Origin of the sequence: Floccifex porci (assembly GCF_009696175.1) — a bacterium.
Lineage (GTDB): Bacteria > Bacillota_I > Bacilli_A > Erysipelotrichales > Erysipelotrichaceae > Floccifex > Floccifex porci.
Genome location: NZ_VUMM01000005.1, coordinates 58,904 through 74,050 on the forward strand (window position 1 = coordinate 58,904; position 15,147 = coordinate 74,050).

Genomic DNA, 15,147 nt, shown 5'->3' on the forward strand with positions numbered 1-15,147 from the left:
GATGGGTGTCAAAAAAACAAACAATGGACTATATCATATTATACAAATTATGCTTTTAGTGGGAACATTAGTCGTTGCTAATGTTCTTTTTACCATGATTACAAAAAAACATATATGGTCTAGACAGGATGCTTTGAATTCTCAAATTGCTTCCAGCATCGTAGATACAGTAACAAAAGGAAAAAGAGGAACAATCTACGATCGCAATTATAATGTAATTGCACAGGAAGTAAATGCTTATACAATTGTTGTGATCTTACCTGATTATGATGATCAGGGAAATATCACTGGACCTTATGATGAAAATGGCAATCCTCTTTATGTAACCGATACAGCTAAAACAAGTCGGTCTTTGGCAAAAATACTGGATAATACAAAAAGATCTACATTGCAGTCTATCATGGATACAGCTATTGATAAAGGCCTGGCTCAAACAGAACTGGGAACGGGAACGAAGCGTTTATCCAAAGAAGTAAAAGAAAAGATCGAAAAGCTGGATCTGACAGGGATTACTTTTAAAGACGACGTTTCTCGTAATTATCCGGTATCTCCTTTTTCAAGCAATTTAATTGGATTTGCTTCTTATGATGAAGAACAACAGGGAATTGTTGGGAAAATGGGTCTTGAACAGAGTCTGAATAAGATTTTAACTGGAAAAGATGGAAAAGTACAATACCAGCAGACGGTAACAGGAAGCGTATTACCAGGAACTACGACAGTCTATAAAGAAGCTGAAAATGGCGACAATGTTGTTCTGACATTGGATTTTAACCTTCAGGAAACCGTTGAAAGTGTTATGAAAAAGACAATGGAAGATAATAATGCTCAAAAAGCATGGTGCTGTGTTATGGAAGCGGAAACAGGGGAGATATTGGCCTGGGCCAGTTATCCGACTTTTGATCAGAATCATCCAACTGAGATTCCAAGCTATACGGATAATGTCAGTGAAATGTCTTTTGAGCCTGGGTCGGTTATGAAATCGATTACCTATGCCACTGCAATCGATACCGGAGTGTTTCCTGAAAATACAACATTCAGGGCAGGGGAATTTAACTACAAATACGATGCGGCAACTGGAAAAATCGTCAGAACTATTTCTGAAGTGGACGGATATCCTACTATACGAGATGCCCTAGGACACGATTATGGAACGATTACCTTTGAGACTGGGCTGGCTTATTCTTCGAATGTCGGGATTTGTGAATTGTTAGCCAATTATGTAAACTACAATGATTTTGAATCGTATTTAAAAGCATTTGGATTCTTTCAGGCAACGGATATTCCCTATGTCAATGAAAGTGTAGGATGGGAAAGTTTAGATTCTGTGATTGATTATCTTTCTACTGGATTTGGACAGGCAAGTTCGGTCACAGTTCTTCAGCTGATGCAGGCTTACAGTGCTATTTTCAATGATGGAAATATGGTTCGGCCTTATGTGGTCAAACAGATTGAAGACGGGGATACTAATGAAGTTTTAAAGTCATATGGTACAGAAATTACAGGAACTCCAATCAGCAAAGAAACGGCAGATAAAATGAAAGATCTTTTAAAAAATGTTTTATCAGAAGGAGCCAATGGAGAAAGATTTGCGATTGATGGAGTTGATATGATGGCTAAAACAGGTACAGGTGAATATTATGATGAAGAAACAGGTGCCTATTCCACTTCAATTTATTCATCCAGTATCATGGCAGCTGCGCCATACGATGATCCAGAAATTATGGTTTACTGGGGAATGTTAGGACCCAATTATGTTAATTATTCTGCCAGCTACTTTCAGACCATTATGCAGGCAGCCCTGATTGCAGAAGGAATCAGTGGTGGAGATACTGAAAAAAGTGAAACGACAGGGGAAACATGGAACAGTTATACAATGCCATCTTTAAAAAATCATACGAATGAATATGTGAAAAACAAATTGTCATCTATCTCTGTTCCAGTTGTTTATATTGGCGATGGTGTCAATGTGATTGATCAGTATCCAGAAAAAGATACAGTTGTCACAAGCAATGATAAAATTTTTATACTGACCGATGGGAAAAATGTTACGATGCCAGATATGACTGGATGGACATATAAAGATGTAAAAATATTCTGTGAATTGTCAGGAATTTTATTTGAAGCAAGCGGACAGGGAACTGTCAGTGAGCAAAGCATTGCTTCTGGTCAATCCGTTGATTCAAAAACAAAAATAGTTGTAAAACTTGCTTAATTTCATATAAAGACTACAATATTTGTGTTATTTTATGTTATTATAGATAAGTAAAAAAAGGAGACGTCAAATGAGCAAGAAAAAAGTATATGCATCATTAGAAATCGCAGATCAAGAAGTTCGTTTAGTCGTTCTTGAAGTATTTGATGGAAGATATAACGTATTAAGAACTGAAAAAGCAGCGTGTACGGGCATCAAAAATCAGAAAGTGGTAGATGAAGCCAATGTCGTTATGACAATTCGTGAAGTTGTAACAAATGCGCAAGCAGCATTAGGGTATCGTATTGAAAGAGTTTTATTAGCTATTCCAAGTTTGAATGTTCAAAGAAACAATCAAAGAGTTCATATACAGATTGAAGATGGTACAAAAACCATTCGTTTGTTCCATATTCAGCAGGGATATAATAAAGCTATTCAGAGAAAAGCATCGGATGATGTTGAATTTGTGAATTTAAATCGCATATTATATACCGTTAATGATGTTGAAACAAAAAAACTTCCACTTCAACAATCTTGTGAAGAGTTCTATATGAATGTGGACTTATTATATGCAGATAAAGAAACCATTTATGCGTATGCGAAATGTGTTGAACAAGCCAATCTGGAGATCCTGGATCTATGTCTGGATACATATGCGATAGCGCAGCAGACAGCGTGTCTGGAAATGAGTTATGATCGTATGATGATTCAGTTGGATCTTGAAGCGCAACATTGTACTTTAAGTGTATTCTCTAAAGGTCGCTTAATGAATACTGCTTCTTTAGAAAAAGGATACAGCTGGTTTACTTCGGATTTACAAGAAAAATATCATTTAAGTGATGATATATGTTATCGTTTGCTTCAGAATTTATTTATTACAGATGAATCAAAAGCAAAAGATATCATTATCTATATTGGACAGAATGAAATAGACCGAGTAGAAATTACAGAAAAAGAACTGGTCGAATCCTGTATGCCAAAGATTCGTCAATGGATTGCTCAAATCAATGAGACTTGTGCACCTATTGTTAAACAATCCAAATCACGTTATATTTTGACAGGACAAGGTTCAAATATTGTTGTATTTAAAGATTTAACAGATCTGTTTAATGCAGAAGCCATGGTATACCAGGAAACATGCATGGGAGCCAGAGATGGAAGTTATGTTTGTGGTCTAGGTATGGCTTATGCATGGCAGGAAGTGAATAAGATTCGTGGAATTGATAAAACAAGTCCTAACAACAACGAATTAGAAGCCAGTATAGATGCCATCAATCAGCAAAGTAAAAAGGGAGATGGCGGATTTACAAGAAAATTAAAAAATGTGATATTAACAGAAAGGAAATAGGTGAACATTATGACAGAATTTAATCAGGTTGCGAATATTAAAGTATTTGGAGTTGGTGGAGGTGGATCCAACGCCGTAAATCGAATGGTTGCAGGTGGAGTCAAAGGAGTGGACTTCTACATTGCTAATACCGATGTACAGGTTATGAAAAACTCACCATGTGAAAATAAAATTATTCTTGGAAAGGATACAACAAAAGGATTGGGAGCTGGTGGAAATCCTGAATATGGACGTAAAGCAGCGGAAGAAAGTGAACAGGAAATTCGTGAAGCCATTAAAGGGGCAGACATGGTCTTTATTACAGCTGGTATGGGTGGAGGAACTGGGACTGGTGCCGCTCCATTAATTGCGAAAACATCTCGTGAAGAAGGAGCGTTGACCGTAGCTGTTGTAACTCGTCCATTTACATTTGAAGGAAGAAGACGTGCAAACAATGCCAAAGAAGGAATTGAAGAATTGAAAAAATATGTTGATTCTTTAATTATTGTTTCCAATGATAATTTGCTGGAAGTCATTGGTCGTAAGCCGATCGAAGAAGCCTTCCAGGCAGCAGATAATGTATTGCGTCAAGGTGTTCAAACCATTTCAGATTTAATTGCGGTTCCTGCATTGGTTAACCTGGACTTTGCGGATGTTCGTTCAGTAATGGCAAACCAGGGTCGTGCACTGATTGGTATAGGTATGGCAGAAGGAGAAGATAAAGCTGTATCAGCTGCAGAAAAAGCCATTCAGTCTCCATTACTGGAATCTCAGATTCATGGAGCACAATCCGCAATCATTAATATTACAGGTGGAGATAAAGTTAGCTTATTCGATGCACAGAATGCAGTTTCAGTTATCCAGGATGCTGCCGGTGGAGAAATCGATTGTATTTTCGGTATTGCAATCAATGAACAGCTGGGAGATGCAATCATTGTTACAGTTATTGCTACTGGATTTGAAGAACCAAAACAAATTAAAAAACGTGCAGATGCAGCTGCTTCCAATTCAAAAACATATGTACAGCCTAAAGTTGCATCTTCAACAGGAGTTGTTACAAGCGTAGAAGATATTAATCAGGACGATGAAATCCCTAACTTCTTCTTTAATCGATAATCAATGAAGATGAGCTAACTTTGTTAGCTCTTTTTTAGTATGACAGGCATACATACATCTAAGGTGAAAGTCCTAAAGGAGGTATCCATCGCCAACCTGATAGCGCCCCTCAAAGCTAAGACCAGCAGCGAATCGTGTAATGGCAAGAGTCACAAGATGGTTGAGAAATCATCTCAGAGTTGAAGTGAACATGGCTAAAACTAAAGTATGCAGACCTGATGATGTTAAGTATCTAGGCTTTAGTTTCTATCTTAATAATAAAGGTGTATGGAGACCAAAGCCAATATCAAATCTATTAACAAGTTCAAGGAGAAACTGCATAGTGAAACTATTCGTTCTAAATTCTGTTCTATTGCATATCGTATTTCCAGGCTCAATCCTATTATTCGTGGTTGGATTAACCATTTCAGAATATGCGATATGAAGGAATGACTGAGAAGACTAGACTCTTATTTGCGTAAGAGAATTTGGATATGTATTTGGAAACAGTGGAAAGTTCCAAAACATAGAGAATGGGCACTTGTTAAGTTAGATATGGATAGGATTAAAGTTCATGAATTAGCATATTCATGAAAGGGTATTTATGCCTGTTCTTTATTTATCAGCCTTATCATTACCAATGATATTCTCAAAAAGAAAGGTCTGTTTCCGTTAGTAGACCATTACAATTTAGTACGTGTTTTATAAATTTTGAACCACTTATTGCCAAATGGCACGATGTGGTGTAAGGAATGAAAGTGGATAATTTCAACATTCTACTCTACTCAATTAAAAAAATTACAGAATATTGAAATATTGTTACATTTATAAAGAATAGTGTTATAATATTAAGCACAATTATAAGGGGAATCATATGAATCGATATAAAGCAGGACAACTTTTTTGTATTATATGTATTGCAGTGTTTATGCTGTTTCAGTTTAAACAGCCATCGGATTCAAAAAAGAATTTTGAAGATGTGGTACAGAAAACAATTGAAAAAATAGATGTTTCACAATTTGAACAGCAAGATAATTTAGCAATGAAAAGATTTTTATCTTTAAATCCAGAAGAATATGAAAATATTATTTACTATAAGGATATTGATGCTTTAAAATCAAGAGAATTTGTAATTGTTAAATTTAAAAACTCTAAGCAGGCATCATATTTTAAATTAAATATTGAGAATCGAATTGAAAATCAGATCAATGTATTTGATGGATATGCGCAGGACCAGGCGGATCTGTTGAAAGAGGCTGTAATTGATATACAGTCCAATTATGCATTATATGTGGTACTGGAAAATGCAAAAGAAGTAGACAATGCTTTTCTTTTAGCATTATAAGGGGGACTGTATGACATTTAATAACGTATTTTTTATATTTTTATTCTTACCAGTTGTTTTATTTTTCAATTTTATTATAAAAAATAAAATATTGAAAAATCTGTTTCTTGTTCTTTTTTCCTTTTTATTTTATGCATGGGGAAATCCATCTACACTGGTATTATTGATTTTATATATTTTATTTAATTATTTTACTGGATTAGAAATAGACAATAGTGAAGGAAAACAAAGAACCATTACGTTTGTGATTGGAATTTCTGTTCAGGTGCTTGTTTTATTTTTATATAAATATATAAAACTGTTATTTCCATTTTTATCTGTAGAATTAAATGTACCTGTAGGATTGTCTTTTTTTACTTTCAGCTGTTTATCTTATTTAATTGATGTTTATACGAAAAAAAGTAGAGCTCAATCCAACTTACTTCATTTATCTCTATATATTTCCTTTTTTGGAAAAATCAGTATGGGACCCATTGTTCAATACAATCAGATGGAAAAGGAACTGGAACATCATCCATTTCAGATTCAATTGTTTTGCGATGGAATTAAATTATTCTGTATTGGCTTGTGCAAAAAAGCAATTTTAGCAGATTCTCTTTCTATTGTTCATACAAATCTGTCAGCGAGCAGCAGTGTTTTAGGCAGCTGGCTGTTTGCGATAAGCTATATGTTACAGATTTATTTTGATTTTTCTGGATATTCAGATATGGCTATAGGAATCGCAAATATGTTTGGATTTCATTTTAATAAGAATTTTGATCATCCTTATAATGCTTTATCCATTCAGGATTTCTGGAGACGATGGCATATATCTTTATCGAGATGGTTTAGAGATTATATCTATATTCCATTAGGAGGAAATCGAGTCAGTAATGGAAAGTATATTCGGAATATATTTGTTGTATGGTTTTTAACAGGATTATGGCATGGAGCCAATTGGACATTTATTATATGGGGACTATATTTTGGATGTTTATTATTGCTGGAAAAATATGTATTAAAAGATTTACTTGAAAAATGCCCAAGATTTATTTGTCACATATATACATGGATTCTTGTATTGATCAGCTGGGTTTTCTTTATGAGTCCAAATCTGACACAAGCTTTTGGTGTACTTGGAAAAATGATAGGAATTAATGCTTCATTATATGATATGAATGCTCTTTTCTATTTAAGAAGTTCTGTTGTTCTGATTCTTATAGGTATTGTTTTCTCATTCCCAGTTTATGAAAAACTGGAAAGCTATGTATTAGGAAGATGGAAACAGAAAGCTTCTATTGCCTTAACCATTGTTTATGTTGTGGTATTCCTGATTTCAATTTCTTATGTGATTTCAAATACGTTTCAATCATTTTTATATTTTGCGTTTTAAAAGGGGATGTGAATATGGAAAAGCATAAACAGATTTTATCAAGGTTATTGATGATTGTATGGGTACCTATCCTTGTTGTTACAATGATTATAAATTTAGTGATACCAGATAAAGAGCTTTCAACGATAGAAAATCGATCTCTGCAGACGTTTCCTTCCATCACTATGGATTCTATTCTGGATGGCAGTTTTGAAAAAGAACTGGATACATGGTTTTCGGATCAGTTTGTGGGGCGGAATACATTTATTCATTTAAAATATATAATGAATCGATTAACAGGTAATAAAAAGATTGATGATGTATATATTGCGAAAAGCGGATTGATGGAAGAAGCTGTGGAAGCAAATGGAAATCAGTTGAATCGGAATTTAAATGCGATCAATCAGTTTGTATCTCTTTATCCAGATTTAAATGCAGAATTTTTACTGGTTCCCAATGCCATTAGTGTACAAGAAGATAAACTACCATCTTTTGTATCTGGAAATTTACAGAATGAACAAATGGATATGGTTTATAATACATTAAATTCAGAGATTAAAAAAATAGATGTTAGAAATACATTAAAAGAACATGCAGATGAATATTTATATTATAAAACCGATCATCACTGGACCAGCCTGGCTGCATTTTATACATTTTCGGATTTTTCTAAACAGAATGGTTTAGGAAACACGAAAAAGTCAGATTATGATATCTATACAGTATCTACCCATTTTAAAGGGACTTTATCGAATAAAACAGGAAGTGTTGGTTTAAAAGATACCATTGAAATTTATGTTCCCGAAAATAATAGCGATTATATTTATACAAATCCATCAAAATCAATCAAATCGAGATCTTTATATTCTTACCAGGGATTGACATCAAAAGATCCATATACAGTATTTCTTTCAGGAAATTCAGCTTATTCCAAACTGGAAATGAATAATGATTCAAATCGAAGACTGATTGTTTTTAAAGATTCTTATGCGAATGCATTTATTCCATTTTTAGTCCCATACTATCGAACGATCACAATTATTGATCCTCGATATTATTTTGAAGATATTTCAAAAGTCATGGTTAAAGAATGTATTACAGATGTTTTATTTCTTTATAATACAAACACATTTGTATTAGATACATCTTTAGCGGATGTATTAGGGGGTTAATATGAAAAATAAGAATCGTAAAATGGTATGGATATTTGCAGCTGTTCTTTTGATTGCAGCAATTGTGGTTTTTGTGCTTTTAAACCAGTCGGATTCATCAAAAGGAATTGCCTATATACAGAAACAGGAAAAATTAAAGGTTGATGATATACAAGATACTTTACTTAAGAAAAAACAGGCAGAACGAAAAGAAGCAATTGCTCAAGGAAAACTGGATGTTTTTAGTTTAGTGGATGATTTTGTGTTTTATGGGGATTCACGTGTCATGGGATATGATGTGTATGGATTACTGGATGTCAATCGTATTTTTGCAGGAACAGGATATACTTTTAAAAATGTAGAAGAATGGGATGAAAGCTTAAAAAATTTAAATCCTTCTTATGTATTTATTTCATATGGTATCAACGATCTTGGTTTAAAATTGGATGAGGTCTATGAATATGGTTATGATGGGTTAGCCAAAGAGAAGATGAATCATATTCTGGAAATTGTACCTAATGCGAAAATATATTTGTGTTCCATTATTCCATGTTCTCCTTCTGTTGCACAGGAACATCCAGCCTGGGCCAATTACAAAAATTATAATGAGAAATTAAAAAAAGCATGCAGTGCGATAGAAAATTGTACATATGTGGATACTGCTCCATTAGCTGATGAAGGAAATGCCAATATCTATTCTGGGGATGGTATCCATTTCACAAAATCTTTTTATACCGATTGGCTAAACGCAATAGTGGATTCTATGGACAACTAATTGGAATTTTTGGATGTTTCTTTATAGATAATAACGTTTTCTGATACTATTTAATTATGAAAAGGTTAGTTCAACAGATGGTTCGTTTTGGTATTGTAGGAATTGTATCTTTTCTTTTGGATTTTATATTGATGATTGTATTAAAAGAAGGGGCACATATGAATATATTTATTGCGACAACTCTTTCTTATACAATCTCTGTTATATTCAATTATAAAGTAAGTACAATTTTTGTTTTTAGTGTAGATCCATCGAAAGGTAAAAATCAGATATTTATTACATTTCTGATATTAAGTTTTATTGCGTTGATTTTAAATGAAGTCTTAATGATGGGATTTGTTGGAATTTTATTGATTAATTATGCAATTGCGAAAATTCTGGCAACGATGAATGTAACGGTTTTTAATTTTATTACTCGAAAATTGTTTATTGAGGCTAGAAATCGTGTGATTTATTAGCCTTTTTTTATGAATAATAGACAATTTGTTATTATTTATGGTAACATGATAAGGATTGAAGGTAGGTATAGTATTATGTCAAAAAGAAAAAATAAGCGTAAAGCATCTGTATTCTTTCGCTTGTTGTCGCTAATATTTTCATTTGTATTAATTATATTTACAATAATTTTGATTGGCCAGATAATTCGTTTGAATGTGTTGCCTCTGTTCTATGTGATTCCCATATCTATAATAATTGGCTCCCTTTCTCTTTTATTCATAATTTTAATGCTTTTTAAGGCTCAAAGAGGATTTCTGCATTTTGTACTGACACTTGTGATCATTGCTTTAACTTGCGTATATGGTACTGGCAATTATTTTGTATATGTTACAAGTAAAGCTTTTAAATCGGTTACAAATTTAACATCAAAAGTATCGAATACATTAACGGTTCGTACCTTAGAAGGAAGAGCTCAAAGTGAAAAAGATTTAGATGGGGCCTGTTTAGGCTATTTTACTTCAATGGATTCCTCGGATTTATCTAAGTTAACTGATTCTTTAAGTAAAGATAATGTATCTTTTACCGCAAAAGCTTATGATGATATTTATGATATGGTACAGGATTTATATGATGGATATATAGATGGAATTTTATTTAATGAATCTTATAGTGGGGTAGTAACTGCTGTTGAAGAATATTCAATGTTTGTGAATCGTACCACTCCTGTCTATTCAATGACTTACTATACAGAAAATCAGAATCAGAAACAAGATTCAATAAATGATGTAGATGTCACAAGTGTTCCATTTACTGTTATGATCAGTGGAAATGATAGTTATGGACAGTTTAATGAAAATTCGAGAAGTGACATGAATATGCTGGTAACAGTGAATCCTAATACAGGAACGGTTCTAATGACAAGTATTCCAAGAGATTATTATGTGCCGATTGCTGGATTGACTAATGGTTATGATGATGCTGAACTGGAAGATAAATTGACCCATTCGGGTTTATATGGTATTGAAACAACCCAGAAAACAATTGAAAATCTTTTAGATGTAGACATTAATTACTATATTCGAGTTAATTTTTCTTCTCTAATCAATTTAGTAGATGCAATAGGTGGAATTGATGTATATGTAGAAGAAGGATTAGCAGTTGATGCGTTCTATGCGGATACAACTTTAGGGGGAGTCTCAGAAGGATGGAATCATTTAGATGGAAAACGTGCTTTAGCTTTTTCTCGTGAAAGGCATGCTTATCAATATGGAGATAACCAGCGTGTTAAAAATCAGCAGATAGTGCTGGAAGCTATAATACATTCGTTGACAAAACCAAGTATGATATTAAATTATCCAAAATTTATTTCTGCATTGTCTGGAGCTTTTGAAACCAATATGCCAGCAGATACCATTTCGAATTTATTAAAATTTGAATTTGGTACTTTCCCAGACTGGAAATTTGAGAGTTATGCATTATCTGGATTTGGTGATAGTCGCTTATGTGCAAGTTTAGGTGGCTATGCAGATGTAGTGCTGCCAGATGAAGAATCTGTAATTGTTGCTAAAGAAAAAATTAATCTTGTTGAAATTGGAAATACATCCAATGACATAGAATAATAAAATGGAGGATCAGAATGAAAAGAAGAAAAAAGAAAAAAAGTTTAGCTTTTAGAATATGGGCAATTCTATTATCTATTTTATTATTAATTGGATTTGGATTACTTATATATCAGGTTGTAAAAATGAATTTTGTACCTTCCCGATTAATGATTCCAGTATCAATGGCGCTGGCGCTTGTAGCTTTGATTTTTGTGTTCCTGATTAATTTTTTTACTAATCATATTCCATCAAAAATATTTTTATCTTTACTGGTGATATGTCTGGTTTTTGTTTCTGGAATGGGAAATTATTATGTTTATAAAACGAGTCATATGATTGAGAAAGTCACAACAAATGAAGGAAAAGTAAAGAACATTGTATCTGTAATTGCTTTAACAAATTCAAATATACAGGATATTACAGATTTAAGCACTTCTAATAAAGTGGCTGTTTTAAAATCTATTGATACATATGGAACAAAGAAAAGTATAAAAGATGTCTGTAAACAGTTTGATGTGGAAAAGAAAAGTGAATTGCCTTTTACAATTGATAGTGCAAACAGCGTACAGGAAGCAGTAAATTCCTTATATAATGAAGACGTAGATGCTATCATTATTAATGAAACATATCGTACAAATATTAAAGAAATAGAATCTTTTTCTGATTTTGATGAAAATACAAAAGTGATTTATCAAACGGTATATTATACAGAAGCTAAAAATGATGCTTTGGCTGTATCAGATATTACCAATGAACCATTCAGTATACTTATTTCTGGAAATGATACATATGGTGATGTAGGAGAACTTTCAAGAAGTGATGTGAATATGGTAGTGACAATCAATCCTTTAACTTCTACTGTTCTTTTAACAAGTATACCTCGTGATACATATATGCCTACATATTGTGATGCGACTGAAACGTGTGTAATTGGTGCGATGGATAAAATTACACATACAGGAATTTATGGCATTAATACAACTCAAAGAACCGTTGAAAACTTTTTGGATATGGAAATCAACTATACATTCAGGGCCAATTTTTCCAGTGTAATCGATATAGTAGATGCATTAGGTGGAGTTGATATTTATGTAGAAGAAGGAATGGCTGTTTCAACGTTCTACGCAGATCATACACTGGAAGGTGTAACAGAAGGCTGGAATCATTTGGATGGAAAAAGAGCTTTGGCTTATGCAAGAGAACGTCATGCCTATTTAGATGGAGATAATCAGCGTGTTCGTAATCAGCAGCAAGTGTTAATGGCTATTTTTGAAAAAGCTACTTCAACAGATATTATTACAAAATATGCATCATTGCTGGATGCATTAAGTAAAGCTTTTGAAACCAATTTAACAACAAATGAAATTACCGATCTGATTAAATTTCAAATTCAGGCTATGCCAGAATGGAAGTTTGAAAGCTATCAGATTACAGGATATGGAGATATGCTTAATTGTGCAGCTTTAGGATCAGAAGCATCTGTTACGGTTCCATACGATGAATCTATACGAATTGCACAGGAAAAGATTCGTGCAGTTTTAGATGGTAAATCTAGTGATACAGTAGAGGATACTTTAGATGCAACAATTTCAGAAGGAGCATTAAGTTCAGAAGAAATTGATGCACAAGTACAGGCAGATCTGTATGCATATGGTTATGGATATTATTAACAAAACTTTGTGATATACTATAGAGGAATACAATTGTATTCCTCTTTTTGAAAGGATTTATATGGCGACATTATTACAGAAAACGATGCATGTTTTAAAAAATGATGGAGTGAATGGAGTGATTCGTCACACAAAACATTTTATTAAAACAAAACAGGAGACAAAAAAGAAAATAGATACATATAAAGATATTCTATTTATAAATGGATGTAATAAAGAACTTCTACCACATCCTGCACGATATCGTGTAACACATCAAAGAGAACAGTTGGATTTATCAGGGTATACCAGTGATGAAATTTATTATAAATCATTACAGTTAAATTCTGTTTATTCCTATAGAGCATTTGTGATTTTTCGATGTGTATGGACACCCCAGTTAGACGAGTTTGTAAAAATCGCAAAACAGTTAAACAAAACGGTTTTTTATGATATTGATGATCTGGTGATTGATACAAAATATACGGATCAGATTCCTTATGTTATGAATATGGAAAATAAGGAGCAATACGATGAAGATGTACGATTGATGGGAAAATGTTTATCTTTATGTGATGTTTGTATTACAACAACAGAATGTTTAAAGAATGAACTTGAAAAAACTGGTAAACCCGTTATTATTAACCGGAATAGTGCATCCATTGAAATGGTACAGTGTTCATTAAATGTAAAGAAAGAAGAACACGATACAGTAAAAATCGGGTATTTTAGTGGAAGTATAACACATAATGATGATTTCAATCTAATTCTACCTGTTTTAAAAACGATACTAAAAGAATATAAAAATGTTGAATTGCATATTTGTGGACAATTACAGATAGACGATTTAAAAGATCAGATTGTTATTCATCCATTTATGGATTATCGTAAACTTCCAGAATTGATTTCTCAGATGGATATTAATTTAGCACCTTTAAATTCTACTTTATTTAATGAAGCAAAATCAGAAAATAAATGGGTGGAGGCTTCTTTAGTAAAAACATGTACAATTGCTTCCAATACAGGAGCCTTTAAAGAATGTATTCAGCATGGAAAGACTGGTTTTCTATGTGATGAACAAAAGGATTGGTTAACTTGTTTAAGAAACTGTATTGAATCAAAGGAATTAAGAAATCAGATTGCACAAAATGCATACGATTATTGTATAAAAAAATGCACGACAATGTATACAGCTCATTCATTTGTTGAGAAAATTAAGCCTTATATACATAAAAATATTTGTTTTGCGGTATCTAAAATGGAAATCAGCGGAGGCATTTTAGTCGCATTGCATCATATGAAAACATTACAGAAAAATGGCTATGATGTTTCCATATTATCTTTATACGATACAGAACCATTTTTTAAAGATTCAGACTGCATATATCCAATCTTACCAATCGATTCCAGTAAGTTAAATCTTCACATAGATACTGCCATCGCAACGATGTGGGTTACTGTTTCTATGATTGAGAATATTTCCTGTATTGATAAAAGGATGTACCTGGTACAAAATTTTGAAACGGATTTTTATGATTTTTCAGATCCATTAAAAAGAAAAGCGCAACAAAGTTATGATCCAAGAATTCCTTTTACTTTTTTGACAGTATCGAAATGGTGTCAGAAATGGCTAAAAGATGATTTTCATCAAGAATCGCTATATATTCCAAATGGAATTGAAAGAAATCGATTTAATACGGTTAATCGAAATTGGAATGGTAAAATTCGAATCTTAATTGAAGGAGATTGTGAGGTTGCTCATAAAAATGTAGATGAAAGTTTTCAGATTATAAACCAGTTAGATTTAAATCGGTTTGAAATCTGGTATATGTCCTATAATGCCAAACCAAAAGACTGGTATCATGTGGATCGTTTTTTTCATCGTATTCCATATCATGAGGTTCCTTCTATTTACAAGCAATGCCATATACTGTTAAAAACGAGTCTTCTGGAAAGTTTTTCTTACCCTCCGCTGGAAATGATGGCAACAGGTGGTTGTGTTGTTGCTTTGGCAAATGATGGAAATATAGAATATTTAAAAAATGAAGTGAACTGTTTGTTTTATCCAGAAAAAAATTTACAGGAAGCTAAAAACTGTATTTATAAGATCATTGAAGATGAAAATTTAAGAAATCGATTGATTGAAAATGGTATAAAATGTGCAGATGAAAGAAACTGGGAAGAAATTGAAAAAGATATTATGATTGCTTATCAATAGAAAGGA

12 protein-coding genes are annotated in these 15,147 nt (G+C 32.8%); all 12 read left to right on the forward strand.

The window, feature by feature from the left end; all coding sequences use genetic code 11:
- The first annotated feature begins 1 nt into the window (after position 1).
- Complete coding sequence (locus tag FYJ50_RS04200) at positions 2–2,212, forward strand: penicillin-binding transpeptidase domain-containing protein (RefSeq protein ID WP_154459785.1); 2,211 nt, start codon at positions 2–4, stop codon at positions 2,210–2,212.
- A 70-nt stretch (positions 2,213–2,282) separates the two neighbouring features.
- Entirely contained in the window at positions 2,283–3,539 is a 1,257-nt protein-coding gene (locus tag FYJ50_RS04205; RefSeq protein WP_154459786.1) for a cell division protein FtsA, read from the forward strand.
- Positions 3,540–3,548: 9 nt separating this feature from the next.
- The gene (ftsZ, locus tag FYJ50_RS04210; RefSeq protein ID WP_154459787.1) at positions 3,549–4,634 is read left to right on the forward strand and encodes a cell division protein FtsZ; all 1,086 of its coding nucleotides are present in this window, start codon (positions 3,549–3,551) and stop codon (positions 4,632–4,634) included.
- A gap of 267 nt (positions 4,635–4,901) precedes the next feature.
- The gene (locus FYJ50_RS10895; RefSeq protein ID WP_154459788.1) at positions 4,902–5,066 is read left to right on the forward strand and encodes a group II intron maturase-specific domain-containing protein; all 165 of its coding nucleotides are present in this window, start codon (positions 4,902–4,904) and stop codon (positions 5,064–5,066) included.
- A 421-nt stretch (positions 5,067–5,487) separates the two neighbouring features.
- Positions 5,488–5,958: a DUF4358 domain-containing protein gene (locus tag FYJ50_RS04220; RefSeq protein WP_154459789.1), complete on the forward strand. Its 471-nt coding sequence runs from the start codon at positions 5,488–5,490 to the stop codon at positions 5,956–5,958.
- A gap of 10 nt (positions 5,959–5,968) precedes the next feature.
- Positions 5,969–7,330, forward strand: coding sequence for an MBOAT family O-acyltransferase (locus tag FYJ50_RS04225; protein WP_154459790.1), 1,362 nt, complete (start codon positions 5,969–5,971; stop codon positions 7,328–7,330).
- A gap of 14 nt (positions 7,331–7,344) precedes the next feature.
- A complete protein-coding gene (locus tag FYJ50_RS04230) occupies positions 7,345–8,481 on the forward strand; it encodes a DHHW family protein (protein ID WP_205946415.1) in 1,137 nt (378 codons plus the stop codon).
- Between the two features lies 1 nt (position 8,482).
- A complete protein-coding gene (locus tag FYJ50_RS04235) occupies positions 8,483–9,235 on the forward strand; it encodes a GDSL-type esterase/lipase family protein (RefSeq protein ID WP_154459792.1) in 753 nt (250 codons plus the stop codon).
- Between the two features lie 56 nt (positions 9,236–9,291).
- A complete protein-coding gene (locus FYJ50_RS04240; protein ID WP_154459794.1) occupies positions 9,292–9,693 on the forward strand; it encodes a GtrA family protein in 402 nt (133 codons plus the stop codon).
- A gap of 267 nt (positions 9,694–9,960) precedes the next feature.
- The gene (locus FYJ50_RS04245) at positions 9,961–11,292 is read left to right on the forward strand and encodes an LCP family protein (protein WP_205946416.1); all 1,332 of its coding nucleotides are present in this window, start codon (positions 9,961–9,963) and stop codon (positions 11,290–11,292) included.
- A 17-nt stretch (positions 11,293–11,309) separates the two neighbouring features.
- Positions 11,310–12,944, forward strand: a complete 1,635-nt coding sequence (locus FYJ50_RS04250) for an LCP family protein (RefSeq protein ID WP_154459797.1) — start codon at positions 11,310–11,312, stop codon at positions 12,942–12,944.
- Between the two features lie 61 nt (positions 12,945–13,005).
- Positions 13,006–15,141 (forward strand): glycosyltransferase, encoded by a 2,136-nt coding sequence (locus FYJ50_RS04255; protein ID WP_154459799.1) that lies wholly within the window; start codon positions 13,006–13,008, stop codon positions 15,139–15,141.
- Positions 15,142–15,147 lie beyond the last annotated feature (6 nt).

Excerpts from the sequence above, each read along its gene's own strand:
- FYJ50_RS04200 (WP_154459785.1), top strand. The coding sequence starts at position 2 with ATGGGTGTCAAAAAAACAAACAATGGACTATATCATATTATACAAATT.
- FYJ50_RS04205 (WP_154459786.1), top strand. The coding sequence starts at position 2,283 with ATGAGCAAGAAAAAAGTATATGCATCATTAGAAATCGCAGATCAAGAA.
- ftsZ (WP_154459787.1), top strand. The coding sequence starts at position 3,549 with ATGACAGAATTTAATCAGGTTGCGAATATTAAAGTATTTGGAGTTGGT.
- FYJ50_RS10895 (WP_154459788.1), top strand. The coding sequence starts at position 4,902 with ATGGAGACCAAAGCCAATATCAAATCTATTAACAAGTTCAAGGAGAAA.
- FYJ50_RS04220 (WP_154459789.1), top strand. The coding sequence starts at position 5,488 with ATGAATCGATATAAAGCAGGACAACTTTTTTGTATTATATGTATTGCA.
- FYJ50_RS04225 (WP_154459790.1), top strand. The coding sequence starts at position 5,969 with ATGACATTTAATAACGTATTTTTTATATTTTTATTCTTACCAGTTGTT.
- FYJ50_RS04230 (WP_205946415.1), top strand. The coding sequence starts at position 7,345 with ATGGAAAAGCATAAACAGATTTTATCAAGGTTATTGATGATTGTATGG.
- FYJ50_RS04235 (WP_154459792.1), top strand. The coding sequence starts at position 8,483 with ATGAAAAATAAGAATCGTAAAATGGTATGGATATTTGCAGCTGTTCTT.
- FYJ50_RS04240 (WP_154459794.1), top strand. The coding sequence starts at position 9,292 with ATGAAAAGGTTAGTTCAACAGATGGTTCGTTTTGGTATTGTAGGAATT.
- FYJ50_RS04245 (WP_205946416.1), top strand. The coding sequence starts at position 9,961 with ATGCTTTTTAAGGCTCAAAGAGGATTTCTGCATTTTGTACTGACACTT.
- FYJ50_RS04250 (WP_154459797.1), top strand. The coding sequence starts at position 11,310 with ATGAAAAGAAGAAAAAAGAAAAAAAGTTTAGCTTTTAGAATATGGGCA.
- FYJ50_RS04255 (WP_154459799.1), top strand. The coding sequence starts at position 13,006 with ATGGCGACATTATTACAGAAAACGATGCATGTTTTAAAAAATGATGGA.